Below are 26,372 nucleotides of genomic sequence, written 5' to 3'. Positions count from 1 at the left end.
CGATGTCGGGGAACGGTCCGCCGACGTCTGGGAACGGTCCGCCGATGTCTGGGAACGGTCCGCCGATGACAGGAAACTTTCCGGAAAGACCCCTCAAAACGCGTTTTGAACCTGAATAGGTCGGAGTGGGCCGGGATCAGCCCTTCCGGTTCCTGAGGTCGCTCGGGATGACGTGACTCTTGGGTGGAACCGCCGACTACCGTGCGCATCGTCGCTGGCGGGATCGAGAACCTCCGAATACGTCATCCCGAGCGAAGCCGAGGGACCTCCGGATTCCGCAATGCGTTACAGACGGGGAGGTCCTTCCTCTCCCTGCGGTCGGTCGGGATGACGTGACTCTTAGCTGAGACGGACAACCCTGATCATGTCTTCCTTATCGGTGCTGAGAACCTCCAAGAACGTCATCCCGCGTGTAGCCGAGGACTTCCAGGATCCTGAAGCGACATAGGGCCGGACAAATCGCTCGCTCTTACAAGCCGCGTGTCCCGCTGCGGCCCGGGCATCCTCGTCGCCTTATGGTCTTCGAAGTCGATCGCTCGCCGTCGCTTGAGGTCGCTACCGTGTCACGGACCACTGCACCATGTCGTACCGCATGCACCATGTGAAAGCCGCTGCGGGTCCGTAGCGGACCAGCGTCGTCCGGCACCTCATCGTTCGGTCGGTCTGGTTCACAAACCGGGACAGGTCACCCGTTCCTGTGAGGGCATAGGTCTGGGCCGTCTTGCCGATCGGGTCGGTCCTCGTGTCGACAGGGTCCCATCGTCCTTGAATCCAGTCCCACATCTCGAGCACGTGGTTGAATCCGCCCGCGGTGTCAGTGCTCGCAACGCAGGTCAGGGTCAGCGACGTGAGGGACTTAAAGGGCGAAACGGCGTCAAAACTCACCCGCACGCTAGCGCCGAGAGGCACCGGCGTCAGCCACTTACAGACCCCCATCGTGTTGCCGTCTTGGACGAGAAGGTCCGCAAGGGTCCCTCCGCCCGGCTTGCCGAGATGGATCGCGTAGCCGTCGGGATAGACGTAAGCTTGGGTCTGCTGCGGGTCCCACATGCGCTCGATCACCGTCGTCGAGCCCATCAGCAGGACCGACTTGCCGTCCGGAAAGAAGTAACCCTTGGTGATGTTCGGCGCATCGTCGCCGAACTGGGCCAACAGCGAACCGTCGACCATCGAATAGAACCCGTAAGTCGAGTTCTCCGGGTGGAAACTGTCGTTGGAATGACTGATGTAGTCGGTGCCGTCCGGATTGAAATCGTCGAAAATGCCGGTGATGCCGATCGTCCGCAATGTTTGGGGACTTATATACTTCGCGCAACAAAGGTGCTATCATCGGATCAGTTGGCAACGAGACTCCCTTGGACATGCTCGCTTCAGAGCTTTGGAGCGAGCTTTGTCGCGTCGGGTTCTCGCGAACGGAACTGGCATCTTGGTCGGACTTGTCGCGGGATGAACAAGAGTCGCTTCATTGCTGCGTGAAGCGCGTCCTTGCGAACAGGGAACTGCTGCGCGGCTACTTCTCCATGCGGAGGGGCTTGAGACGACTCAGGCCCGGTTCAAGGAGTAGTCAGCCGTAACGTAGAATTCCGGGAACCTGAGACTAGCGAACAGGGATATGTGAACTCTTATCGCGTCGTAATGCCCTCGTGGCAAGAGTTCGTGCCTTAGGACGTGAACCGGTTTAGATGCGACGGGCCGCATTCTATAACGCGCGTAGTCGACGAAAGTGTTCTTGCCGTAGCAGATCCAAGGAAAGTTGTCCGTATCCCCTCTGATGAACGGCAACCACTCGTCTGCCAACGACGCCCAGCCGAATTCTGCCCACACGTAACAGTAGGCGATCTTGGTCATGTAGCGGTAGAAGTCCAGGGCCTCAAGTTCGTGGACGTAGTGAAAGATGTCTTGTTCCTCGTAGAGTTTGGTGGCGACTGTTGACGGTTGAGTGCGAGGCGACCACTCTAGCAATTTGCCTGGGTAATTCGCTCCGGCCGGAATCTTGAAAAGCATCGGGTGCTTGTGCAGCGGCAGGTCTACGGACTTTATTTCTCCCCAGTCGGAGTACTTCAGTTGAGCTGTACCGTTACAAGGCTCTTCCTCATCATGGGCCTGTATTCTGATGAGCTTGCGGACCGGGCCAAAGAGATTTGCGAAGACACGCGATTCAAAGTCGTTCGCCATCTTCCTGCAATCGGGACAACACGCTAGTTTGAGCTGAAGGGAGCCGCCAATCTGCTTAGGAACGATATGTTCGTCAGAGTCAGGAATTCCAGCCTTGCAAAAAATGCAGCGACCGATGACTGGGTGCTCCCAGTTGCCGCCAACACCGTCGACGAGCACCTGTCAGGACTTCCGGTGTCGTTTCGGTCGCTCTGCTTCCATTTCGTCAACCTCGTCCTTCGGAACCTTCAGAAGCTTTGCCGCAAGGTCGGCGGTCTTTTGAAACTCGGGGCTGGCCCACACGACGACATCGGGAGCGCCTTCGGTTGGGGCGGTAGTGGTCGCGCTGTCTCTTTTGGGCTTCTTGCTCACTGTAGCGGAAGATACTCCTTTCCGGTGAGTTCCCGGTAAGTGAGACGACGTCCGGCGACCTGGGACGCGAGCGTGGCGAACCTTTCGGCATCGGTCATTTTGCGGACGTTCCAGCGAAAGACCTGTTCGTCCACGTAGCGGAACAACTGCCAGGGGTCTACCGAAGTGTAGGTTCCCTTGATGGACCTTTTCAGCAGGTTCCAGAAGCATTCGAGGTTTTGCGTGTGGACTTCGCCACGAACGTATTCTTCGACGTGGCTGACGAAATCATGGTTGTACTCCCACTTGAGGCCCCGATATGCGAAGTTGTGGTCGGTGTAGAAGTTGGAGCCCTTCGTGACGTGCGCCTTGACGAGCCCTTGCAATGTGCCCGCCCCGGTGTCCTTGACGACGAACGCCTTGACCTGCCCGCCACGTTCCATCATGCCCATGACAGCCGTCTTGCCGGTCGCTCCGCGTCCTGCGATCTTGCCGCGTTTGCCGAGGTGCATGTTCTTGGCCTTGCCGCCGACAAACGTCTCGTCACCTTCGACGGTGCCGGACAGTTTCTCGAACGTCCCGGCTTGCATTGCCAAGCGGATTCTGTGAAGCATGAACCAAGCTGTCTTTTGCGTGACCGACAGCGCCCGCGCCAACTCACAGGAACTGATCCCGTTCTTGGCGTTCGCTATCAGCCACAGGGCTGGAAGCCACTTCGAGAACGATATGGGGCTCGACTCGAAGATCGTCCCCGTCTTAGTGGAGAACTGCTTTCGACAGTCCTTGCACGACCAGATGCGGCGTTTTGCTACGGCTGTCACGCCTACTGATCCACAGTGGGGGCACGCCACGCCGTTGGGCCACCGGAACCGGGTCATGGCCTCGAACGCCTTCTGCTCGTCGGCACAGAACGTGACGACCTCGAAGAGGCTTTCGGGGATTCGGTTTTCCTGACTCATGCGACTATCTTACCACAAATGTTGCGGCAAGTATATAAGTCCCAATGTTTGGCCCGTGCCCGCATCGAGTACGCTCAGCAAGCTTCCAAGGACGGTTACGGGGCTGCCGTCGTTCAGTAAGCCGAACGTGGACTTTCCTAAAACGTCCCACCGTTGAACAAACCCGCTCGCACTGACTTTCCGGGTCGATATTCCGACACTGGCCTCGGACCGCACCAGGTACAGGTCGGCGCTATCGGGAGACCAGAAAAGCCTGAATGCCGTCACGTCGTGGCTGCTGCCGTAGGTCCACGACTTGCTTTGCGACGTCCAGTCCGACGTGTCGTAGACGTAAACCGCATCGTAGTGATAGTTGGAGACAGCGACATCGCCGTAGACGGCCAAGTATCTCCCGTCGGGCGAGAACTTGCAGCTCACGACTCTGGGGCCCGGCACGATGTTCGTCACGAGCGAACCGTCGGCCACTCTGACGATCGCCACGCCGTTCTTGTCCCGGTCCATCGCCAGCAGAGTGTTGTCCGGAGAAAAGTCAGCCCAGGAACCGTCTGTGTACGTCGCGGTAAAGGAGCCAAGGCTTTCGCCGGTCTCTCCGCTGTAAAGCTTCATCGTGCCCTGCCCGCCACCTCCGAAGACCGAACCATCCGGCGACATCAAGGTGCTCGAAGACCCGTTTGCCGTTTGGGGGACTGCAACGGACTCGCCGGTGAAGATGTCGAAACCCCTCAGCCGCCAGTCATAGCTGGTGAACAGGCCGTTGACGATAAGGGTCCGCCCATCGGACTGAAGCACGCTCCGCACCCCGTAGAGGCCCGTATCGAAGTGGTTGACCTGTTGCCCCGTAGCGAGGGACCAGACGTAGGCGTCGCCTTTGTAGGTGACAAGGGTCACATAGGCGTTGTCGGGAGTGACGCGCACATAGCTGTCCTGGCCGTTGCTTGCGCCGATGTCCCAGGCGTACACGAGGAACCCCGTTGTGCCGTTCCAAACCCGGACGATGCCGTCAAAGGTCATCGTCACCACATACTGGCCATCGTCAGTGCATGACGTCGAGAAGGGCCGCTCGCCCGTATCGAAACTCTTCAAGACTTGGCCTGTCGGCAGGTCGAACAGGCGGGCCACTCCGTCGTCGTCCATACAAGTCAGGTACTTCTGATTGCGAGAAATCCAAATGCCGCCACCGCCAGGAGTCAGGACTCGGCCAGCATTTCCAGTGTCGGTACGGTTTTCGTAAATCGAAGAACCTGACACTGTGTAGAAGTACTTGCCATCGGGGCTGACGGGAAGGAACCAGGCAAGGTCGCCCGTCTGGTTCGGAAAGTCGTGCACGACCGAGCCGCCCGGCAAGGTGAGGAGCTGAAGGTTGTTCTGCTGACTCTCGTTCCTACCCGTGAACGCCAGGACTTGCGCTGCGTCAGGAAGACAGGCCGTCGAACGACCGTATCCCTTTGTCAGTTTGGTCTGGACGAGTGTGTTCAGCTGAAGGTCGAAGACCTGCAACAGGTGCGAACCGCTGGTCACCAAGTAGCGGCCGTCCGGCGTCACGTCCATCGACAAGAATCCGGCGTTACCGATGCGCCAGATCGGCCGCATCCCCTGCGCGGACGCTCCGACCACGAATGCCAGTGCCAGGCCGACTGCGGCCACCCTCTTCACGGCAACGCAAAAGCCGATTCGCATGCTTCAGTATAGAGGACGCGACGTCGTGACGGGCCTGTAAGGGCGTTACGGACAAAATGAAACCCAAATAGAGGGCACGGGAGCCTCGGAGTCCTGGCGAGCGCTTCTTGCCTGGTCCTACACCCTCAATGCCTGTTCCTTCTTAACCAGGACAGGCGTGCGCCTGTCAATTCTGTTCGCGGCCAGTTCCCTCCGTGCCACCTGCCCGGTCTTGGCGCCAAGAGAAGGTCGCTTTTGTTCAAGATGTCCCGCCTACAATTCTGAACGCGCACCACTGCATGACGAAAGTTAGGGTCCGGATCCGTGAAGCCCGGCTAGGATGCGGTCATGCGCACGCGTTACGCCCTTCTCGCCTGTATGGTCGCTGTCGGCCTGGCCAGCCTCGTCCTCGCCCAAGACCAGGGCGTCCAGAGCATCGTCGGCGACGTGTTCCTGCAGAGCACGACTCCCGGAACGGCCCAAGTCGGCCACGCGACCATTACCGGAACGTTCCGGGCGGGTCAGGTCTTCGTCCAACAGGGCAGTATCGCGACGATCCCCGTCGTGGGCAACAGCACAGCGACAGGGAACGGGGACGCCGTCGGTGCGTCGTTCAGTTCGGCGCAAATGCAGGGCATCGGTGTCCGCGGTACGTCCACGGCCGTCCCCGGAGCGGGGATCGGCGTGCTCGGCATCGGACGGGGTGCCAACTCCGCTGGGATCCTCGGCCGGCTCGAAGGCGTCTCGGATACGCAAGGTGCGGCCGTCAAAGCCGTCGTGACGGCCGGTAAGGCCAAGGGCGTCGATTCTCGAACGGACCAAGGCACGGCAGGCTTTTTCTTCAGCACCACGGGGACGGGCATCCACGTTTTGAACAACTCTCTCAACGGTACACCGGCTCTGTTCGCGAACAACCCGGTCGACCAGGCCGGAGTGACCTCGATCGCGGCACGGTTCATCGGCAAGACGATGGGCCTTCACTCCCGGGCAGAAAGTACGGGACAGACTCAGACGGTCGGCGTGCAGGGAGAATCCACGAGCACGGACGGAATCGGCGTCTGGGGATTGGCTTCAAGGACGACGTCGTCGAGCTATGGCGTGTTCGGTGACTCCAAGAGCACGACGAACGGCACCGGCGTGTTCGGAGTCGCCGCCGGTCAAGGCCTCGGCGTCGGGGTGTACGGTCGAGGCTTGAGCACGACGGGGTTCGGGGTCTTCAGCGACGGCAGGACGGGCGCGACGGGCACGAAGAGCTTCGTGATCGACCATCCGCTCGATCCGGAGAACAGGTACCTGCTGCATTACAGTGCCGAAGGGCCGGAACCGAGGAACGTCTATCAAGGATCGGTCGTGACGGACTCGACAGGCTATGCCACGGTCCGGTTGCCGTCTTACTACGAGAGCATCAACCGCGACCCGTTGATCCAACTCACCGTCATCGATGGCTCGGCCGACTTCGTGATGGTCAAGGTCGTGCGCAAGGTGGACAACGGCCGGTTCCAGATCCGGACGAGCAAGCCTCGGGTCGAAGTGAACTGGCGGGTGGACGCGGTCCGCAACGACCGTTGGGTCCAGAAGTTCGGTCACGAGGTCGAGCCGGTGAAACCCGAGATCGCGCGCGGCACCTACCTGCAACCGGAGCTTTACGGCATGCCGGAGTCCAAGGCCCAGATGCGCACACCGACGGGCCCGGGAACAGGCTTGCACCGTTGACCGGGCCTTGTCCCCCGCCTTGCTCTTTCACGCAAAGACGCCGAGACGGCCAAGGAACGCCACAGGGACGGAGCGGTTCAATCCGAGCGCGTTTCCCGACTCCTTACGCTTCAACTCCTATGACGACGTCGGGCCATTAGCGCAGCCGCCAGCGTGCCGAAGCCGACCATCGTGAACGGTTCGGGGACGACCGCGGTCAGGACGCGGACCTGGTCGCCGGGAGAACCCGCCGAAAGGTCGACCTTGATCGTGTTCACGCCGACCGTGACGATGTCCGCGTTCGGCGAGATCTCACAGCCCCGGGCGGCGAAAGTGCTGGGCGGGACGTTGCCGGGAGGCACGGATGCCGGGATCAGAAAGTCCGAAGCCACGAACGGGTCGGCGACGGGGTCGTCGATCAGGACCACGCCGAGGATCGTGCCGTCGAACTGGAAACCGGCCGAGACCGATCCACCGACGGGATCGAAGTACAACGTGTGACTGTTGACGACGGTGCCCGCCGCGATGACTCCCGGGGTCAGGCCGCCGATGGAGAAATAGGTGCCGGGCATGGTCACGTCGACCGCCAGTCCGCTCGTGAGGGTGACGTTCTGCGTCTCGTCCCATCCATGGACGACGGAGACGGGATCGTCGAAGAAATCTGGCGTGTAGCCGACGCCGGGACCCGCGATCAAGACGTCGCTCGAGCCGGTGTTCGCGACGATGGCGGCGTGCGCGGCCGTCGCGACGGTCAAAGCCGAGAGAAGAAGGGCGAAGCGCGGTGCACGCATGCCGCCTTATTGTTTGTTAAACCCAGGATTGTGACGAGGGGACGCGTGGTCTAGGCGCCCGACTTGGGACGGAGCGGCAAGGTCTCGGGGGCGACCTCCCAAGAGTCGTGGAGCAGTTCGGCCGCCATGTCCGGGTCGAGCTTGTCCAGCCGCGCCAGCACGTAGGGCCAGCCGTCGTAGTGCTTCGTCACGAAAAACACTTCGGGATCCGAAGCGAGCAAGGCGTCCACCCTGTCCCAGGGAAGGCGGAGTGCGAAAGCGGTCCCCTTTTCGCGCAACCGCCCGATGTGGCGGCCGTCGCGCACAAGGTCGATCTCCGACTTTTTGACGACTTCGACGACGCCGGGAAGCGTGAGGGCGAGGGCGGCGAACTCGTCGTAGGTCACGCCCTCGCCCCTCGTTTCAAACGCTCCAGCCCGGCTTGAACGCAGGACGGATCAGCGAGTCGAACTCGCTCGTGCCTTTGACCTTCATGGCACGGGCGTCCCATTCGAGCTTCGGCCCGTTGGCCCAGATGGCAAGGTTACCTAACAGTACGGTTTCCGTCAGAGGGCCGCTGTAGTCGGGGATGTTCGAAACCGCCGCTTTGCCGCCGCCCGCGGCGCGCATGAACTCGGCCATATGCCCGGGCGACTCGTCCACCGCGACTTCCGGCATCGTGCCGCCTCCGACGATGTGGAACTCGGTGTTGCCTTCGTTGGGGCTGAAGATCGTCGCGTTCTCGCAGACCACGATCGAGCCGTTCCCGCCGATCTCGAAGCCTGGCACGAGCTCGGCCGGCGGTTTCTTGCCGCCGTCGTACCAGGTCAGTTTCAGCGGCGCCCGCCCGTTGCGCTCGCCGAACTCATAGGTGACGATCGACCAAGCGGGGAAGCTGTCGCGGTTGTGGCCGCTCGTTTGCGCTTGGACCGTCAGCGGGTCGCGCAAGTCGAGCGCCATGAACGGCATGTTGAAGATGTGGCAGCCCATGTCGCCGAGCGCACCGGTCCCGAAATCCCACCAGCCGCGCCATGAAAACGGGTGATAGCCTTCGGCGAAGGGGCGGTCGGGCCGGGGACCGAGCCAGAGGTCGAAGTTCAAGGTCTTCGGGGCGGTGCCGGGCGCGGGGCGGTCGACGCCTTGTTTCCACCAGCCGGAGGCGCGGTCGGTCCAGAGGTAGACCTCTTTGACTTTGCCGAACGTGCCCTTGCGGATGAGGGCGGCCGTCTTGCGCATCGGGGTGCTCGCCGTGCTCTGGTTGCCCATTTGCGTCGCGACCTTTTTCTCGCGCGCGATCCTTTGCAGCTGTCTCGCTTCCCAGATCGTGCGGGTCAGCGGCTTTTCGCAATAGACGTGCATGCCCGCTTTCATCGCGAGGGCGGAAGCGGGGGCGTGGTGATGGTCGGGCGTGCTGACCACGACACAGTCGACCTTGCCTTTCATTGCCGCGATCATCTCGCGATAGTCTTCGAACGTGCTCGCGCGCGGGTGCGCCAAGAGCGCCTTGGAACGGTCGTTGACGTCGGTGTCGCAGAGCGCGACGATCTCGCCGAACTCGGCCGCTTGTTCCGTGCCGCTCCAACCCTTACCTCCACAACCGATGATGCCGACGCGGAGCTTCTCTCCCATCCGGCGCTGTCCTTCACCGCTTTCGGTGGGGCCGACGACCGAAGCCGATGCCGGCACCCTTCCGACCGCTAGGCCGACGGCGGCGACCGCCGTGCCCCTCAGAACGTCCCTTCGCGTCATGTCCTTTGCCATGTCTTGCCTGCGGACGCCAGTTTAACCTCGCGACGCTTGGCCGTGCGCGGGTCAAGAGAGCGCGTTGAACAGGATCTTATAAGCGCCGTCCGACTGCGCCCGGAAGTTGACCTCCGGCCCGATCAAGACGACCCGCCCCTTGCCGATCGGCAGGTCGATGACGGCATCGGCGTCCTTCAGCTTCTTCTGACCCCAGGCCCAACCGGACCTCAACGGCGTTTCGGTATCGAACCATGCGGCCCGTCCGGTGTCTCCCTTCAGCCGGAACGCGGGGCTTTCGTCGAACATGACGTCGAGCTGCTCCGGGAGCCCTTTGCACAAGGGGCTGGCCGGGTCGAGTCGGATCCTCAGCACGGAACCGGGAACGAAGAAGTCGGCGTCTCGGACGCCTTCCAACGCGTTTTCGACGGGAAGCCCAAGATGCTTCGCCAAAGGCAGTGCCGACGAGCCCATCGCGACGATGGTGCCCCCGTCTCTCGCGAACGACTTCAGGGCATCGAGCCCCTGCTGAGACATCGTCCCGATCAGGTTCTTCCATTCCTGCGGCACGGTCGGATCGTCGAGGAGCGGATTGGCCGTCGCTGTCCGCACGGTCGAAGGGACAGCGCCTGAGGGGAACACGACCGTGTCGAACTTCGCCGACAGCGAGCCGCCGTTGATCTCCGGTGCGAAGAGCAGTCGGAAGTCGAAGCGGAACTTCTCGAGCGTGTAGCGCAACCACCCGGAGTCCATGGATCCGCCGTAGGTGTCCCAAAGCCCGATGCGCTTCCTCTTATAAGGCGAGGTGTCTGCGACGGCGTCCGTCGGTTCGAACCGTCCCCAGTCCAATGTCGCGACGACCCGGCGCGCTTCCGCATTGTCCGGGACCGCGAACGCGCCGTTCACGGCTCGTGCGACCGGGACGTGCGCGGCGTCCATGGCGTTCGCAAAGGTGAACGCGTCGTTCTGCGACGCGGACGCGGTCAACCATCGCCCGGAGCCGGCTATAGGGACGCTGCCTTTGACGGTCGGCCCGACGGGCTCGGTCTTGAGTTCCACCGCATCGGTCAACCGTTCGAACCGGACGCCCATTTGAAAGGCGAGCGTGTAGCCCGCGTTGTCGTAAGGTCGGACGGGCGGACCCCCCGGATATTGGAGGTCGTTCGGATGGTCTTGTGGTTCGAACATGTCCAGGACGTGCGGCCGGAACGCCTGAGCTGTCCGGACGACGAACGACCCGACGGGAGCGCCCGGACGGGCTTCGGTCACGCGTTCCACTTTGATCCCCGTCATCAAGAGCCGTTCCACAAACTTCGTCGCTGTCGCGAAGTCCGGTTGGTCGCTCGGAACGACATACGCCCGGGCGTCCCGGAACTTCGGGTCGGACAGGGCCTTGGCACCTTCCGATGCGATGCGGGAGGGGTACCGCGTCCATGTGTCCTTCGACCCGCGTTCGATACTGTTCCGCCCGGCGCGGTAGATGTTCATCAAGAGCGTCTGGCGCTGGCGGCTCGCGTAGTCGAGGACGGCCAGGTTCGCGGTGATCTCGTACTCGAGCGACTGACGCGCGTGCCACAAGCCCGGCGTCACGGGAAGCGGGAGGTCGCTCGTCGGGACTTGACGCTCGGGCCGGAACGGCACCTGGGCGGGGTTCGGCGACCCCCAAAGCTCGGTGAGGATGCCGACCATGTTGTGGAAATACGTCGTCGTGCGAAGGCCCCCGTTCCACCACGCGCTGTAGTTCGCGCCGCTGCGCATCACGGAACCAGGTTTGCCCTCGGCGATCAGTCGCTGGTGGATGGCGGTCCCGACGAGGTCGGTGCTGATCTGGGTGAGCGCATCGACGTTGTGGTTGAACGGGCTGCGGAAGGGCGGGACGAACATCATCGTGCCGGCGGGCGCGCTCTGATGGTGGTTGTAGACGATCTGCGGGAACCACTCGCGATAAAGCACGCGGTTGATGTTCCGCGTCTCGGCGAGGTTGCTCGCGTAGAAGTCGCGGTTGTTGTCGTGGCCAGCGTACTTTTGATAGAGCCGCGGGACACCGATCAAGGACCGTTCTTCCGGTTTCGCCCGGCGCATGTACCACTTGCTGACCAAATCCATGCCGTCCGGGTTCGCATGGACGAGCAGCACGATACAGTCGCGCAGGATCCGCTTCGTCTCGTCGTCTTGAGCGCTCACGAGCCGATAGGCGGTCTCGATCAGGGACTGCGTCGAGATCGTCTCGGTGGCGTGGAGCCCGCCGTCGATCCAGACCACGGCTTTGGCCTTCTTCGCCACGGCTTCGGCTTCAGCGTCGGACTTGAACCCCTCGGCAAGGGCGAGCCGCGCGCTCGCCCTCCGGTGCGACTCGAGGTGGCGCGCGTTCATCGGGTCGGTGATGACCGCCATGAGCTGGTCGCGGCCTTCTTCCGTCTTGCCGATCGAAACGAGGCGGATGCGGTCGGACTCATTGGTCAACTGCTTCCAATACGCGCTGAGCTGACCATAGTCGGCGAGCATATAGTCCGCGCACACGTCGAATCCGAGAAAGGCCTTGGGGGACGTGACGTCGGCCCAGGCGGCCAACGACGAAAGAAGTGCGATCGAAGCCGCGAGAGGTCGGGCGAACACGCGGCATTCTGGCACGGGAGGGACGACGTTGGTCCTTCTAGAGTCGCCAAAGTCCACGGGACCGGAGTGTATGATCGGCCTCCGGCGTAAGGAATAGGAACATGTCGATCCGTCCGGTCCGATCCGTGTCACGAGCCGTCCCCACGATCGAGGGGGCCGGCGTCCACCTCCACCGAGCCTTCGGGTTCGGCGACACCGAGGCCTTCGACCCGTTCCTGTTGTTCGACGATTTCCGGAACGACCTTCCCGAAGAGTTCCTCGCCGGCTTCCCGTGGCACCCTCACCGAGGGATCGAAACGGTCACCTACGTGTTGGCAGGCACGGTCGACCATGGCGACAGCATGGGTAACCGTGGAACGATCTCGGCCGGAGACGTCCAGTGGATGACGGCCGGACGCGGGATCGTCCACCAGGAAATGCCTCAGGGTGACGAGCACGGGCGAATGCACGGCTTCCAGCTTTGGGCCAACCTGCCGTCGTCGCAGAAAATGTCGGCCCCCCACTACCAAGAGATCAAATCCGAAGAGATCCCCGAAGCGGTCGACGACGACGGTACGCGGATCCGGGTCGTGGCGGGAGAGTATTGGGGCAAGCGGGGCCCCGTCGACGGGATTGCGGCCGAGCCCGTTTACCTGGACGTCTCGGTCGCTCCCGGTCGGCGCAAAACCTTGCCGATCGATACCCGGCGACAAGCGTTCGCCTACGTTTTCGCAGGGGCGGCTTCGTTCCGCGACGCTTCCGAAGCCCAGCCTGTCCCTACGGACGATATCGGCGAGTTCGGTCTGACCGGTCACGCTTCGGTCTCCTCGGGCGGCCCTGACGCCGATAACAGGTCGCTCGTCCTGTTCGGGTCCGGTGACGAGGTGACCTTCGAGGCGGGCGACGAAGGCGTCCGGTTCCTCCTGGTCTCCGGTAGACCGTTGCGGGAACCGGTCGCTTGGCGCGGTCCGATCGTCATGAACACGCAGGCCGAACTGCAGCAGGCGTACAGGGAACTTCACGACGGCACGTTCCTGCGCAGCGGTGCGTGACCCGATGCAGGCGACGGACGTCTGGGACCTGCCCGTCGACGGGGCGCTTGCCGTTCGGACGTTGCGGGCGGTTTCGGCCGACGCTCCCGTCTTGCTCGTTTTCTTGCGGCACTTCGGGTGAATGTTCTGCCGCGAAACGGTCTCGGACCTGGCCAAGCTCCGTCCGAAGATCGATGCGGTCGGGACGCAGTTGGCGTTCGTCCATCAAGGGAGCGAGGCAGAGGCAGCGGCGTTTTTCCGCCCATTTGGATTGGGCGACGTGCTTCTGTTCTCGGATCCGGAGCGCGAGCTCTATGCCGCGTTCGGCTTGGGCACGTACCGCTTTCGGGACGTCTTGTCCTGGGAATCGGTGACGGGCGGTGTCCGGGCGGCGTGGAAGGGGCACCGTCAAGGCGTGGTCCAGGGTGACCCGCTCCAGTCGTCCGGAGCGTTCCTGATCGTGGCGGGCCGTGTCGTCCGCAGCGCCCGGTCACGCGGTCCGTCGTTCCGGCCCGGTTTTCTCGCTTTCGCCGTTCCTCCCGGCCATCCCTGAACATTCGCTGGGTCGGGTCGCCGGTCTTGGGTCTCCAGGCGTCGGCAGTTGGGCGTCATTGGTATGACCGACGCCAAAGTTCACAGAAAGCTCCGGGTGGGGGTTCCAGCCTCGTCGGACGCCGGTCATGCCGGAAACCGGCTGATAAGATCGGTCTAAGCATGACCCTCACGAGACGACCGGCGCTGAGCGTGCGCGAGCGACAACTCTTGAAGTGTGCCGCCGCAGGTTTGACCGACAGCGCCATTGCAGTCCGACTCGGCATCAGCGAAGCGACCGTCAAGACGTACTGGCGGCGGATCCGGGCGAAGCTCGGCCGGAACAGCCGCACGGAACTGGTCGCGACCGTCCTGAAACAGGAGATCGCGCACACCAACGGCGACCGGTCGCGGTTCGCGCCCTTGGCGGGCTCCCAAGAAGACCGCTTCTACCGCTTGCTCCTCGAGCAGGCTCCGGACGCCATCATGGTCGTCCGGTCCGACGGCATCATCCAGATGGTCAACGAATCGGCCGCGGACCTGTTCGGTTGGGAAGTCGACGATTTGACGGGCCGACCCGTGTCGGACCTCGTCCCGAACGCCTTCCGGTCGGCGCACGACTCTCACTTTAACAGCTATATGGAGAGTCCGAGCCGTAGGGCCATGGGAGACCATATCGCTACGATCGGCCTCCACCGGAGCGGGATCGAGATGCCGATCGCCGCCAACCTTTCTGCGATCGGCGACGGGGACGACGTGTCCGTGGTCTGCATCGTCCGAAGCCTGCACCTTCCGAAATAAGGGACATGAACGCCCTCGCCCCAAATCACCGAGACTTCCGGCTTACCGGATGTCGTCCTTTCGGAGGACAGCTTGCCGTTTTTCTCCTGTTTCACCTGAAAACAGGAGAACAGTTTCGCTATATTCCGAATGGCGGCCACCGAGCCTCGGGGGCATCAGGAAAGACCGCCAAGTCAGGGAGGAAAGGCCAGTGAAGTTTCAAGCGTTGCTCTTTGCGATAGGGGTCGCGATGCTGTCTTTCGGCTTCACCGGGACAGCCCAGCAGAAGGGTGCCTCGCAAGCCGAGAAGCTCTTCGCGCGCGCTACGCCGGACGACTATATGAACGAGGAGGCGTGCGCCGAATGCCACGGAAAGATCGTGGCGAACTTCCCGGCCTCGCCGCACTCGGCTCTCGTTTCCGACGATAGCCTGCCGCCGGACAAGCACGGTTGTCAGGGATGTCACGGTCCAGGACGCATCCATCAGGCCGAAGAGAACCCGGAAGTCATCTCGTACACGAAGATGACCCCCAAGGAGTCCTCGGCCGCTTGCATGCGCTGCCATGAAAAGACCATGTCGGCCAGCCATTGGAAGCGGACGGAACACGCGCGCGCCGACCTGTCGTGCGTGTCGTGCCACCAGATCCATACCGACACGGATTCAGGACTCGGCCACGGCGCCTTGAAGAAAGACCCGAGGGCGCCCGTCTTCGCCGCCAAAGTCGAGCCGAAGCTCATGCTGAAGGCGGACGAGGCCACGTTGTGCGGATCCTGCCACCCGTCGGCGAACGCGGAGTTCCGCGGCGCGAGCCACCATCCGGTCCCGGAAGGGAGGATGGCCTGTAGCGACTGCCACTCGCCGCACGCGAACAAGAACGCCAAAGTCAACCACGACGCCTACAAGGGGAAGTGCGTGACCTGTCACACCGAAAAGGCGGGACCGTTCCTCTACGAGCACGACCCGGTCGCCGGGTTCACCGGCGACGGTTGTCAGGAATGCCACAAACCGCACGGTACGAACAATCCGAAGATGTTGAACTCCGTGACGCGAGGCCTTTGCGCCCAGTGCCACACCGACAAAATGGCCGTCCACTACCCTGGCCAGAACTGCTGGAACGCCGGTTGCCACGTCGCATCGCACGGAAGCAACAGCGATCCACGATTCCTGAAACCCTGAAGGAGGAGAACCGATGAAACGACAATCATGGCTTTCGACGGCGACGCTAGCGGTCTTGGCACTGACAGCGATCGGGGCCAGGGCGCAGGACACGGCTCCGACCGAAGGGTCGGAAGCGCAAGAAACGGAAAAGGCGCCCGAACGTGAAAAGTTGAACGAGGTTTCGATCGGTTACACGGGTTTCCGGTCGAACACGGCCCTCAGCTACGGAGCCCGGGTCCCTGAGGGGTTGGCGCTGCACTATCTGCGGCTGGTCCATCCCGGCGACGCGTCGTTCCCTTACGCCCGGTTCGCGATGAGCGGTATGCCGAAGCAGGACAACACGCTCGGCGCCTTCATCGCCTTCAACAAAGGGCACACGGTCTTCCGTGGGCACCGCTCCGAGTTCGGCTATTACGTCGACGACTGGCGGACGTTCGAACCGAGCACGGACAACGAGTCCCAGTTCTCGCTCGAACACTCGTTCACGCCGGGCTTCGGCGCCTTCGTCACCTATAGGGCCGACAAGCGCAACGCCCAATATCCGGCTCCGAAAGAGAACGAGAACGTGTCCTCACGGCTCATTGCGGGCGGCGTCGGCGGCACGGTCTTCGGCGGCCACCTGGACGTGTCGGCCGCCGAACGGAAGACCACCGACGACAACGGCGTGCGGCCCGATTCCCTCCAACGGACGATCGGGGCCTCGTACGGCCGGGACTTCGGCGATACGTTCAGCCTGGACGGCCAACTCGCTTACTCCAGGATCATGCAGGCCGGCTTGGACGACAGCACGGTCAAGACGTACGCTTTGGGCGGCGCCTGGGACATGGGCCCGGACACCACCCTGCAGTTCCGCTTCGGCCGCCAAGACCTCGACCTTCCGAACGTCCGCAACGCGTTCGTCCAGAAGCGCCTGGTCTCAGGGGCGAAGCTGTTACACCGCTTCCCGGGCTGGTCCCTCCAAGTGGGCTTCCAGCACAAGGAATCGGAGCGGATGCGCACCGACCACACGTTCGTGGACGTTCCGAAGTCGAACCTCTACGACGCCCGGCTCTCCGGCCGCCTCGGCCCGGCCCGCGTCACGTTCCGTGGATCCTGGGAGGACTTCCGCGAAACGGCCGTGATGAACACGACCGACACGCGGCAGCTCCTTTGGGACGACAGGGCCATGTTCCAGGCCAAGGCGGACTGGGGCAATGAAACCGTTTCGGCCTACGGCGCTTACACGTACCGCATGAACAAGAATTCCCAGCGCGACGTCGAAGTCGGCTGGAACAACGTCGTGTTCGGTGGAAGCTACGTGGTCAACCCGGCCGTCAACCTTTACGCCGAGTTCTCGGCTGACGACTTCCGCGTCACGGGCGGCGATCCGGCCGGCGGCGACCTCGACTTCTATTTCCCGAACTCCCGCACGTACGCCGTCGGGCTGAACTGGTCGCAAGACCCGTCGCTCTCGGCTTCTGCGAACCTGGACCATTACGAATCCGGTGACGTCCGCGGCACCCGGTTGACGCTCAGCGTCCGCCGCCGCCTCTCGCCGGCCCACGACCTGGAACTGGTGGTCGCTCCTTGGCAAAAGGACGACCGCCTCTACGACCTGACGGGCTATCGGACGACCATCGTCTCGGCCCGCTTTTCGGTGCGGTTCTAGCCGCGCCCATGAGGAGAAAGAGATAACCACGTTTAGCGGAGGAACAAGATGAAGAACCGATGGTTCATGTCCTTATTCGCGTGCATTCCCATCGTGGCCGCGGCGCTGGCGCTCCAGAGCTGTGGCGGCGTGGGCGGATCGACCGCTGGGGGCGGCGGTGGCGGCGGAGGCGGTAACACGTCCGAACAGTTCCTGGCCTTGCTCAGCGACGAGCAGAAGGCCTCGAAGTCGATCGGCGCCGACGCATGCGCGGCCTGCCACGGCGGAAAGAGCCCGGACGACCCGATCTACCGTCATTGGAAAGACACCACGCACTTCACCAAAGGGGTCACCTGCGAAAGTTGCCACGGCCCGGGCGGAGCCCACAAGGCTAATCCGACCAAAGAGAACATCCTGACGTTCCCGAAGGCCGGATCGCCTGTCGTGTGCGCCCAGTGCCACGGCCCGATCGCCGACGAATTCAGCTTCTCGCAACACAGCAAGCTGCTGGCCGACCCGGTGGAAGAAGCCATCCAGGACCCGAACCGCTACGGTCGGACGTCCCGGTGCATCTCCTGCCACAGCGGGCTCGTCAGGGCCGTCTATAACGAAGGCGGCAAAGACCTGGCCGAGGCGACGGACGACGAGATCCGTGAGATCGCGGAAGCGACCTTGACCGTCGCGCCTCACTCGGCGGACTGTGTGACGTGCCATGACCCGCACGCCAACACGGAGAACCTGAGTGCCGACGGCAAACAGGTGCAGTTGCGCCGCAAGGTGTTCAACACCGACACGACCGACATCGGCGCCGGCAAGACGGCCGACGTCTTTACGAACTACGACCATATCTGTGCGCAGTGCCACAACGGCCGCGGCACGAACCCGAGCGACACTCGGTTGAACGCCAGCACCACCCGCCCGAGCATGCACGACAGCAACCAGATGCAGATGCTGATGGGCTTCGGCGGTGTCGAGGGCAACGGTGCGGTGGAACGGAACACGGCCCACGCGCAGGCTCCCGGCCAGTGCACGAAGTGCCACATGCCCGATTCGCGGCACACCTTCACGGTGAGCTTCGACAAGGGGTGCGCCCCGTGCCACACCGCGTCTGACGCGGCGGCCCGGTCCGACACGATCAAGACCGAGATCCTCGCGAGCCTCGTGGCCCTGAGGACGAGAATGGAGACTTGGGCCCAGTCCGAGTTCGGCAACTCCCTCTACTGGGAGTACACGAGCACGATCACGGGCGAAGGCGGAACCCCGCCCGACCAAGCGCTCGTTCCGATCGAGATCAAACGCGCTCGCTACAACTACTACTTCGTCATCCGGTCCGGCGATTACGGCGTCCACAACGCCCCGTACGCCAAGCACCTGTTGACGGTGGCCAACACCAACATGGACGGACTGAACGTCACGAAGCCTGGCAAGTCCAAGCTGACGCGTGACCAGCAGTACCAGTTGATCGAATCCGACCGGGCGCGTGCCGCCCGTGCGGAGATGGGCCTGAAGTGACCCTGACGGTCCGGGGCCGGTAACGGCCCCGGACTCCGATCCCGACTCCGACCTCCGAACATGAACGAACTGAACCTGACCGACCTCGTCCAACCCCCGTCATGGTCGTTGGCATTGGGCGCGGCCGGTCGGTTCTTCATCATTGGCGCGGCGGCGCTCTTCGCCCTGTCGGTCCTCGCTTGGATGCTCTCCAAGCGATTTCCGCGTTTGGCCAAAGCCGGTTCCATGGCGTTCGTGGCCGCTTGTGCGGCGGTCCTCGGATCCTTCGGGGCCCTCGCCGTTCTCTTCGCGGACAACCGCTTTGAATTCGCCTACGTCTATGGACACGCCGACACGAAGAACGCGCTCGGCTATAGGATCGCAGGGATCTGGTCCGGACAGGAGGGCAGTTTTCTCCTCTGGGCCGCGTGTTCGGCCCTTTTCGCATTGCTCACGGTCGGGAAGACAGGATCGTACAAACGCTGGTATACGACCGCGTTCGCGTTCTTTCTCGGCTGTATCTCAGCGATCCTCGCTTTCGAGTCGCCGTTCAAATTGAACGAAATCGCCGGCCGTCCGTTCGTCCCTGCCGAGGGACTGGGACTGGCGCCGTCGCTGCAGAACTACTGGGTGATCATCCATCCGCCGACGATCTTCCTTGGCTTCGGTTCGCTGACGGCCCTGTTCGCTCTGGCCTTCGCCGCGCTTTGCGAGCGCGACTTCGAAGGGTGGGTGCCGATCGTCCGGCCATGGGCGATCGTGTCCGCCACTCTCGTCGGTGTCGGGCTCTGTATGGGCGGGTTCTGGGCCTATGAGACGCTCGGTTGGGGCGGCTTCTGGATGTGGGACCCCGTCGAAAACGTGAGCTTCGTGCCCTGGTGCATGGCGCTCGCCCTGATCCACGGGATCATCGTCCAAGTCACGAAGCGCAAATGGCAGATGACGAACCTCCTCCTTGGGGGCCTGCCCTTCATCGTCTTCGTCTACGGCACCTTCTTGACGCGGTCGGGACTCTTGAGCGACGCCAGCGTCCACAGCTTCGCCGAGATGGACCGGTCGGCTTTGAAACTCCTCGTCACGGTCATGGGCGTCAGTACCGTCGGGTTCGTCGGTTTGTGGGGCTTCCGGGCGGTCCAGAACCGAAAGGCCGCCGTCGAAGAGGCACCGGTCAAGGGGGCCGCTCGCGAGCACTACTACATGCTCGGCGTCACGACCTTGATCGTCATGGGCGCCGCGACCTTGATCGGGATGAGCGTCCCGCTCGTCATGGCGCTGAAAGGGGAAAAGCCCAGGGTGGTCGAGGAAGCCATGTACCATCAGGTCCTCCCGTGGGTGTTCGTCCCCCTCATGGTGCTCATGGCGGTGACACCGTTCGTGTCCTGGAGGACCGGGCAGGGGAAGGACTTGCTCAACAAAGTGTATACGGTGGTCTGCGTCACCGTCGGGCTGGCCGGACTCGCACTCTTCGCGACGGTCGTCTCCCCGTTCAAACAGTCGATCAACCTCTCGCCCTCGATCCAAATGTTCGGCCGTGAGGCCGACCCCAAGGTCGCGCTGGCCTGGATGATGGTCCTTTTCGGGACTTGTGTCTTGGTTTTGGTCGCGAACCTGATCCGGGTCGTCCAAACCTTTAGGAGAAGCAAAATGGGCGTCGCATCGTTCATGTCCCACTTCGGGGTGGCGGTGCTCATGGCGGGGCTGATCGTGTCCCGCGGATTCGAGCAAAAGGGAAGGTCGGTCTTGATGTCCGACCATCCGGCGCGCATTCTGGACTACCAGGTCGTTTACAAGGGGATGACGTCGGACGAGCACGACCGGGACAACAAACTGAAGTTGGACGTCTACGGCTCGAAGGACAAGGCCAAGCCCTTGTTCACGGCCGAACCCGGGCTCTACAAAGTCATGATGGGGGACGGACAAGAGACCGCCATGGTCTGGCCGTACATCCACCGCGGCGTCCTGATGGACACGTACGTTTCGCTCGGACAGCCGCAGACCAACGTGAGCGAGGACGCCACCCTGGCCGTCGGTGAGAAGACCCGCTTTGGCGGCCTCACGTTCACCTATGAAAAGATGACCCGCGAAGGGGAGGCGGGCATGGACGGGACGACGTTCGGGGCCGTCATCAAGGTCGAAGGAGGCGGGCCGACCCAAACGGTGACGCCGAAGTTCGAGATCGGCGGCGGAGAGCCCAAGTTCCACCCGGCGCAGCTCGACGACAACATGGAGCTCGCTATGGTCGGCATGAACGCGGCCGACAAGTCCGTCACCTTAAGGGTCCAATTGAAGACCCCGATGTACCCCCTCGAGATCTATCACAAGCCGATGACCCTTTTGGTCTGGATCGGCACCGGCATCATGACGATCGCCGGGTTCTTCGCCGCTTTCTATAGGAGGCCTGTCCGGGTCGCCCGGGCCGAGGTGCAAGAAGCGCCCCGCCGGATCCCCCAGGCCGCCGACTTGATCACAACCGCACTCGGAGATACACGATGAAAAGACTACTGATCACCTGCACCGTCATGGGCTTTGCCGTTTTGGCCATGGCCCTCTCGTCCTACACCAAAGTCTTCAGCGACAAGTACGGCGTGAAGGACACGTCCGCCTTGGGCAAAGCCAAATGTGCCGTCTGCCACGCCGGCGCGAAGGGCGGCAAGCTCAACGCCTATGGCAAAGACCTTGACGCGGCGATGAAGGCCGCCGGTGCCAAGAAGCTCACCGGAGCGGTCCTTTCCAAGGTCGAAGGCCTGGACTCGGACAAAGACGGCAAGAAGAACATCGACGAGATCAAAGCCGACAAGAACCCCGGCGCGTAACCGTCGACGACCGCCCCTTGGACAGGGGCCACGACCACAACCAGGATAGCGGACGGAACAACGGATGGGAACAAGGACGAAAGCACCGAGAAAATGGACTGCAGCGTTGCGAAGGACACTTCCCCTCCTCCTGGCCCTTGTCCCGTTCGCCCTGGTCGGGGTCTTCGCACAACAGGCTCCGCCGACCGACGAACCTCCCGTTGAGACCAAAGTCAGCGAGGCCAACCAGGCCTGTCTTGACTGCCACGATCCGGCCGCAGAGAGCGGTCCGGCCGTCCATGTCGCCTCGCTTCAGAAGTCTCCTCACAAGGAGGCCGACTGTACCGACTGTCACTCGAGCTTCACTCCCGACGCGCCTCACACGAAGGCGATGCTCGAATCCAAAGTGTCCTGCGGCGATTGCCACAGCGAAGCCGTAGAAGCCCTTGCCGCCAGCGTCCATGGAGACGCGGCGAGGAACAAGGGCGACGTACCGACGTGCGTGACGTGTCACGCCGGTGCCGATCCTCACGCCGTCTCGAACCCGAAAGGAGGCGCCAGGAAAGACCTGGTGAAGGTCTGCTCCACGTGCCACGGCGACGAGGAGAAAATGGCCCGGAACCATGTGGACGTCGAAGCCGTGTCGTCCTATGAAGCCAGCTTCCACGGTAAGGCCCTGCTCCGATTCGACAAGCAGGACACGGCGGTCTGCATGGACTGCCATACCGCCCACGGAGTCAAGAAATCGAGCGATCCCGCCTCGACGGTCAATGTGGCCAACGTGGCCAAGACTTGCGGGCAAGCCGGGTGCCACGTCGGCGCCACCCAGAATTTCGCGAACTCTGGCTTCAGCCACCTTCACCTTGCGGTCAAGGAAGACCCGATCCTCGGGGCGACCGAACTCTTCTTCAAAGTCCTGACGTTCGGCGTCCTCGCCATCCTCTTGCTCGGGATCGCGTTCGATATGCGCGTCGCACTTTTCGGGCCCAAGAAGACCGAAGTGTCGCCGACCGTGGCGGTCTTCATCGCGCTCAGCTTCCTGTCGATCGTCGCTTCGATCACGCTCGCGGTCTTGAACAAGCCCGTCGGGTTGACGACGACCGTCGCAGCCGTCGTGTTCGCCGTGATCGGCGTCGGTGCGCATCTCGCGACAAAAGGGAAGAGGCCGAAGGCCGAAGCCGGGAAGCTGTACCCGAGGTTCACGGCGTCCCAGCGGATCCAGCACTTCACGATGATCATCAGCTTCACGGCGCTCGTCGTGACCGGCATGCCGATCCGCTATCCGAAGAACGACGTCTTGCGTGGCATCTACATGGCCATGGGCGGCATGGACACGATGCGCCTGGCCCACAGGATCGCTGCGGTCGTCCTGATCGTTCTCTGGATCTACCATACGATCGAACTGTTCGTTCGATGGAAACGTGCAGGTTTCTCCTTTGAATCATGGACAATGTGGCCGAGAAAGCGTGACTTGTCCGACGTTGCGTCGACGGTGAAGTACCACCTCGGGATGCAGAAGGAGCCACCGTCGTTCGACAGGTTCCAGTTCCGTGAGAAGTTCGACTACTTCGCGGTGTACTGGGGTATGCCGATCATGGTCTTCTCGGGCCTGATCCTTTGGTTCCCGGTGTACTTCGGGGCCTTCTTGCCGAAACTGGGCATCCCGTTGGCCTACATCGCCCATGCGGACGAAGCCGTCCTTGCGTTCTTGACGATCGTCACGTGGCACATCTATAACACCCACTTCAAACCGGGCAACTTCCCGATGAACCCCGTTTTCATCACGGGGACGTTGCCCGAGAGCGTGATGGAGGAGGAACACGGCGACGAGTTGGCAAGGCTCAAGGCTCAGGAAGCAGGGAGTGCGGATACGGGACCGGCCGAGACCGGTCCGGAACCGACGTCAGAGCCTCAGTCGTCCGAATCCGACGAACCGTCCGAGTCGGTCGAAACACCGACAGACGATAAGCCTCAAAGCGGAGGTGCGGACGATCCGAAGGAGACTCCTTAGCGCGTACAATCTGGACAGGACATTATGAAAATCGGAGCCATCGTCGCCGTCGGTCTGGCCGTCGCAGGTACGGCCGCCTTGACGGCGGCATTCGTCAACAACTCCTCGCCCTACGTGACGATCAAGGAGTCTCAAGACAGAGGCGCGACCGTCCACGTCGCCGGCCAGATCGTGCCGAAGACCCTGAAGCGGAACATCATGGCGCAAGAAGTCCGGTTCGACCTGAAGGACGAATCGGGATCGATGCCGGTCGTCTATACGGGTCCGCCCCAGTCGAACTTGGAGACGGCGACACAGGTCGTCGTCATCGGCACCCACAAAGACGGGGTTTTCCACGCCAAACAGATGCTGGTCAAGTGCCCGTCAAAATACGAAAGCGACGACAAGAAGAGCGCCTGACCGGCGGTGTCGCCAGAGGCGGCGGCTAGCCGGCTTGAACTTGTAAGATAAGACATGTTCACTGTTCTGGCGGCCGCCGTCGCACTTCCTCCTCCCCGTCCTAACATCGTTTACGTCATGGCCGACGATCTCGGCTATGGCGAACTCGGATGCTATGGGCAATCGAAGATCCCTACTCCCCACCTCGACGGACTGGCCCGAAGCGGCGTCAGGCTCACGCGATTCTATGCCGCCAGTACCGTCTGCGCTCCGACGCGGACGTCGTTGCTGACAGGCATGCACCAAGGCCACGCTGCAATCCGAGGGAACCGCGAACAGGGCGGATTCGGACCGAACGATCCCGAGGGCCAAGAGCCGCTGCCGGCTTCCGAAACGACCGTCGCGGAGGTGTTCAAGAAGGCGGGATATCGGACGGCGTTAGTCGGGAAATGGGGTCTAGGAGGAACGTCGGCGGGCCAGAGCCCGCTCGACCACGGCTTTGACCGCTTCTATGGTTTCCTGTGCCAGCGCCGGGCGCACAACCACTACCCGGCCTACCTATGGAGCGACCGGCAACCGGACCTGCTCGGAAACCCGGTTTTCGACGTACACCAAAGGATCTCGGTGCCCCTCGCTGACGAGGGCGAATACCGCCGGCGGTACACGGGTCCGGTCTTTGCGGGCGAGAAACTAGCGGCCGCTTGCCTGGACTTCATCGACACATCGGCCGGCCGTCCCTTCTTCCTGTACTACGCGCCGACCCTCCCCCATGCGGCCCTTCAGGCACCGGCGGAATGGGTCGACCGCTTTCCCAAGGAATGGGACACGGCGGCCTACTTGGGCGACCAGGGCTATGCCCCTTGTGCCCGGCCGCGTGCGACATATGCCGCGATGATCGCGTTCCTCGACGACACCGTCGGCCGGATCATTGACAAGCTGAAGGCGAAAGGTCTCGAACGCGAGACGCTCGTGATCTTCACTTCGGATAACGGTGCGACTTTCAACGGTGGCGTCGACCGGGAGTTCTTCCGCTCCAACGGGTCCTTGAGAAGCGGAAAGACGACGTTGTACGAAGGCGGGATCCGCGTACCGTTCCTCGCGAGTTGGCCGGGCCGGATCCCTTCCGGGCGGACCAGTGGACGCATCGCCGCTGCTTATGACAGTCTGGTCAGCCTCGCCGATGCGGCGGGCCTCAAAGCGCCAAGGTGCGACGGATCGAGCTATTGGCCCGACTTGACGGGGCGGGAATCGCGACCGCACCGTTCTCTGTACTTCGAATATCCGGAGTCGACTTCGATGCAAGCAGCCGTCTGGGGCCGGTTCAAAGCCGTCCGCCCAAACATCCGTTCGAAACCCCAGAGGATCGAGGTCTACGACCTCGAAGCCGACCCGGGCGAGAGCCACGACCTCGCTCAAGACCGGCCCGACCTCGTCGAAAGGGCCGTCGCCCTGTTCGCAAAGGAGCACCGTCCGAACGCCGTGTTCCCCTTGCCTGGAGTGGACGTCGTACCCGTAAAGGACCGCTGAACCGATGTTGACGACGATAGCCGCCGTGACCCTGGCCTGTGCGCAAGACGACCCTCCGTTGGTCTACACGGGCCGCAGCGGCCTGGCCAAAGGAAAAAGGATCGTCCTTCTCGCCGGCGACGAGGAATATCGCTCGGAAGAAGCGCTGCCCCAGTTGGCGAAGATCCTTGCGAACCGGTTCGGCGCGACCTGTACGGTCTTGTTCTCCATCGGCAAGGACGGCACGATCGATCCTGACCGTCACGGCCATCAGCCGGGACTTGAAGCCCTCGACCGCGCCGACGCTTGCGTGATGCTGCTCCGCTTCCGCGAATGGCCCGACGAGCAAATGAAACACTTCGTCGACTACTTGCGCCGCGGGAAGCCGATCGTCGCCTTACGGACGAGCACGCACGCCTTCGACTACGCCGACGGATCGACCAGCGCTTACAAGAGGTTCGGATGGAAGAGCAAGGAATGGCCCGGCGGGTTCGGCGGGCAGGTCCTCGGCGAGAACTGGGTCAGCCATTGGGGCGACCATGGCCGTCAAGCGACCCTCGGCCTACCCGAACCGGGAAAGTCGTCCCATCCTGTGCTCAAGGGGGTCACATCGGTGTTCGGAGACACGGACGTCTATGAAGCCCGACCTCCCTCCGACGCCGAGGTCTTGCTACGGGGCCAAGTCCTGTCCGGGATGGACCGCACGGATCCGCCCGCGAAGGGAAGGAAGAAAGACGCGAGCGGCCAAGAGCGCGACTTGAACTCGCCGATGATGCCGGTCGCATGGATCCGGAACGTCGCCAACGAATGGGGGACGTCGAACCGGGTCATCGTCACGACGATGGGAGCGGCTACGGACTTGCAGGACGAGGGATTTCGGAGGTTTTCGGTCAATGCCGTCTTCTGGGCGCTGGGTCTGGACCGGAAGTTGACGGGCAAAGAAGACGTCGGCACCGTCGGTGACTACCGTCCGAGCCGTTTTGGCTTCGGCGGGTACGTCAAGGGCATCCGTCCGAGAGACTTGAAGCCGTGACGTTCCTTAGAGAGCCCTTGGCGAAGAAGGGTGCCGTCGCGTGTCCTGGGCTGGCATAATGACAATGGCGGAAAGAGCCGGGCCCGAAAGGGCGTTCTTTTGGCCGGCCCAACCCT

Annotated in this window: 21 protein-coding genes; 13 read left to right on the top strand and 8 right to left on the bottom strand. The window is 62.7% G+C overall.

Translation table 11 applies throughout. From position 1 onward, the window contains the following. Positions 1-555 precede the first annotated feature (555 nt). From JST30_09675 to JST30_09660, 4 genes are all read right to left on the bottom strand, one after another. The gene (locus tag JST30_09675) at positions 556-1,287 is read right to left on the bottom strand and encodes a hypothetical protein (protein ID MBS1714591.1); all 732 of its coding nucleotides are present in this window, start codon (positions 1,285-1,287) and stop codon (positions 556-558) included. A 255-nt stretch (positions 1,288-1,542) separates the two neighbouring features. Further along, positions 1,543-2,334 carry a hypothetical protein gene (locus JST30_09670; protein MBS1714590.1) on the bottom strand — a complete coding sequence of 264 codons (792 nt, stop codon included), beginning with the start codon at positions 2,332-2,334 and terminating at the stop codon, positions 1,543-1,545. A gap of 188 nt (positions 2,335-2,522) precedes the next feature. Then, positions 2,523-3,464: an IS1595 family transposase gene (locus JST30_09665; GenBank protein ID MBS1714589.1), complete on the bottom strand. Its 942-nt coding sequence runs from the start codon at positions 3,462-3,464 to the stop codon at positions 2,523-2,525. 9 nt (positions 3,465-3,473) lie between these two features. Next, positions 3,474-5,141: a WD40 repeat domain-containing protein gene (locus tag JST30_09660; GenBank protein ID MBS1714588.1), complete on the bottom strand. Its 1,668-nt coding sequence runs from the start codon at positions 5,139-5,141 to the stop codon at positions 3,474-3,476. A 327-nt stretch (positions 5,142-5,468) separates the two neighbouring features. On the opposite strand from JST30_09660, the gene JST30_09655 reads away from it, so the two are divergent. Next, the gene (locus JST30_09655; protein MBS1714587.1) at positions 5,469-6,833 is read left to right on the top strand and encodes a hypothetical protein; all 1,365 of its coding nucleotides are present in this window, start codon (positions 5,469-5,471) and stop codon (positions 6,831-6,833) included. A gap of 110 nt (positions 6,834-6,943) precedes the next feature. On the opposite strand, the gene JST30_09650 is transcribed toward JST30_09655, so the two are convergent. From JST30_09650 to JST30_09635, 4 genes are all read right to left on the bottom strand, one after another. Continuing rightward, positions 6,944-7,603, bottom strand: a complete 660-nt coding sequence (locus JST30_09650; GenBank protein ID MBS1714586.1) for a PEP-CTERM sorting domain-containing protein — start codon at positions 7,601-7,603, stop codon at positions 6,944-6,946. Between the two features lie 50 nt (positions 7,604-7,653). Further along, complete coding sequence (locus tag JST30_09645) at positions 7,654-7,989, bottom strand: hypothetical protein (protein ID MBS1714585.1); 336 nt, start codon at positions 7,987-7,989, stop codon at positions 7,654-7,656. 16 nt (positions 7,990-8,005) lie between these two features. Further along, entirely contained in the window at positions 8,006-9,331 is a 1,326-nt protein-coding gene (locus tag JST30_09640; GenBank protein ID MBS1714584.1) for a Gfo/Idh/MocA family oxidoreductase, read from the bottom strand. 63 nt (positions 9,332-9,394) lie between these two features. Beyond that, complete coding sequence (locus JST30_09635; protein MBS1714583.1) at positions 9,395-11,953, bottom strand: peptidase; 2,559 nt, start codon at positions 11,951-11,953, stop codon at positions 9,395-9,397. Positions 11,954-12,039: 86 nt separating this feature from the next. Here JST30_09635 and JST30_09630 point away from each other — a divergent pair, with 86 nt between their 5' ends. The 12 genes from JST30_09630 to JST30_09575 all read left to right on the top strand — a co-directional run bounded on the left by JST30_09630 (position 12,040) and on the right by JST30_09575 (position 26,256). After that, positions 12,040-12,969: a pirin family protein gene (locus tag JST30_09630; GenBank protein ID MBS1714582.1), complete on the top strand. Its 930-nt coding sequence runs from the start codon at positions 12,040-12,042 to the stop codon at positions 12,967-12,969. Between the two features lie 121 nt (positions 12,970-13,090). Then, positions 13,091-13,501 carry a hypothetical protein gene (locus JST30_09625; protein ID MBS1714581.1) on the top strand — a complete coding sequence of 137 codons (411 nt, stop codon included), beginning with the start codon at positions 13,091-13,093 and terminating at the stop codon, positions 13,499-13,501. A gap of 161 nt (positions 13,502-13,662) precedes the next feature. After that, a complete protein-coding gene (locus JST30_09620; protein MBS1714580.1) occupies positions 13,663-14,280 on the top strand; it encodes a PAS domain S-box protein in 618 nt (205 codons plus the stop codon). 190 nt (positions 14,281-14,470) lie between these two features. Continuing rightward, positions 14,471-15,436 (top strand): hypothetical protein, encoded by a 966-nt coding sequence (locus JST30_09615; GenBank protein ID MBS1714579.1) that lies wholly within the window; start codon positions 14,471-14,473, stop codon positions 15,434-15,436. Between the two features lie 13 nt (positions 15,437-15,449). Further along, positions 15,450-17,066 (top strand): hypothetical protein, encoded by a 1,617-nt coding sequence (locus tag JST30_09610; protein ID MBS1714578.1) that lies wholly within the window; start codon positions 15,450-15,452, stop codon positions 17,064-17,066. Positions 17,067-17,132: 66 nt separating this feature from the next. Next, entirely contained in the window at positions 17,133-18,557 is a 1,425-nt protein-coding gene (locus JST30_09605; GenBank protein MBS1714577.1) for a cytochrome c3 family protein, read from the top strand. A gap of 60 nt (positions 18,558-18,617) precedes the next feature. Next, entirely contained in the window at positions 18,618-21,029 is a 2,412-nt protein-coding gene (gene ccsA, locus JST30_09600; GenBank protein ID MBS1714576.1) for a cytochrome c biogenesis protein CcsA, read from the top strand. Continuing rightward, entirely contained in the window at positions 21,026-21,349 is a 324-nt protein-coding gene (locus tag JST30_09595; GenBank protein ID MBS1714575.1) for a hypothetical protein, read from the top strand. The genes ccsA and JST30_09595 overlap by 4 nt, the downstream gene beginning before the upstream one ends. A gap of 106 nt (positions 21,350-21,455) precedes the next feature. Further along, on the top strand, positions 21,456-23,339 hold the full coding sequence (locus tag JST30_09590) for a cytochrome b/b6 domain-containing protein (GenBank protein MBS1714574.1): 1,884 nt from the start codon (positions 21,456-21,458) through the stop codon (positions 23,337-23,339). 24 nt (positions 23,340-23,363) lie between these two features. Beyond that, positions 23,364-23,738, top strand: coding sequence for a cytochrome c maturation protein CcmE (locus tag JST30_09585; protein MBS1714573.1), 375 nt, complete (start codon positions 23,364-23,366; stop codon positions 23,736-23,738). A gap of 117 nt (positions 23,739-23,855) precedes the next feature. Continuing rightward, a complete protein-coding gene (locus JST30_09580; protein MBS1714572.1) occupies positions 23,856-25,244 on the top strand; it encodes an arylsulfatase in 1,389 nt (462 codons plus the stop codon). Between the two features lie 4 nt (positions 25,245-25,248). Next, the gene (locus JST30_09575; protein ID MBS1714571.1) at positions 25,249-26,256 is read left to right on the top strand and encodes a ThuA domain-containing protein; all 1,008 of its coding nucleotides are present in this window, start codon (positions 25,249-25,251) and stop codon (positions 26,254-26,256) included. The last annotated feature ends 116 nt before the right edge of the window (positions 26,257-26,372 follow it).

It is taken from the genome of Armatimonadota bacterium (assembly GCA_018268395.1).
Lineage (GTDB): Bacteria > Armatimonadota > Fimbriimonadia > Fimbriimonadales > Fimbriimonadaceae > JAEURO01.
This window is presented reverse-complemented; position numbering and strand designations above follow the sequence as displayed.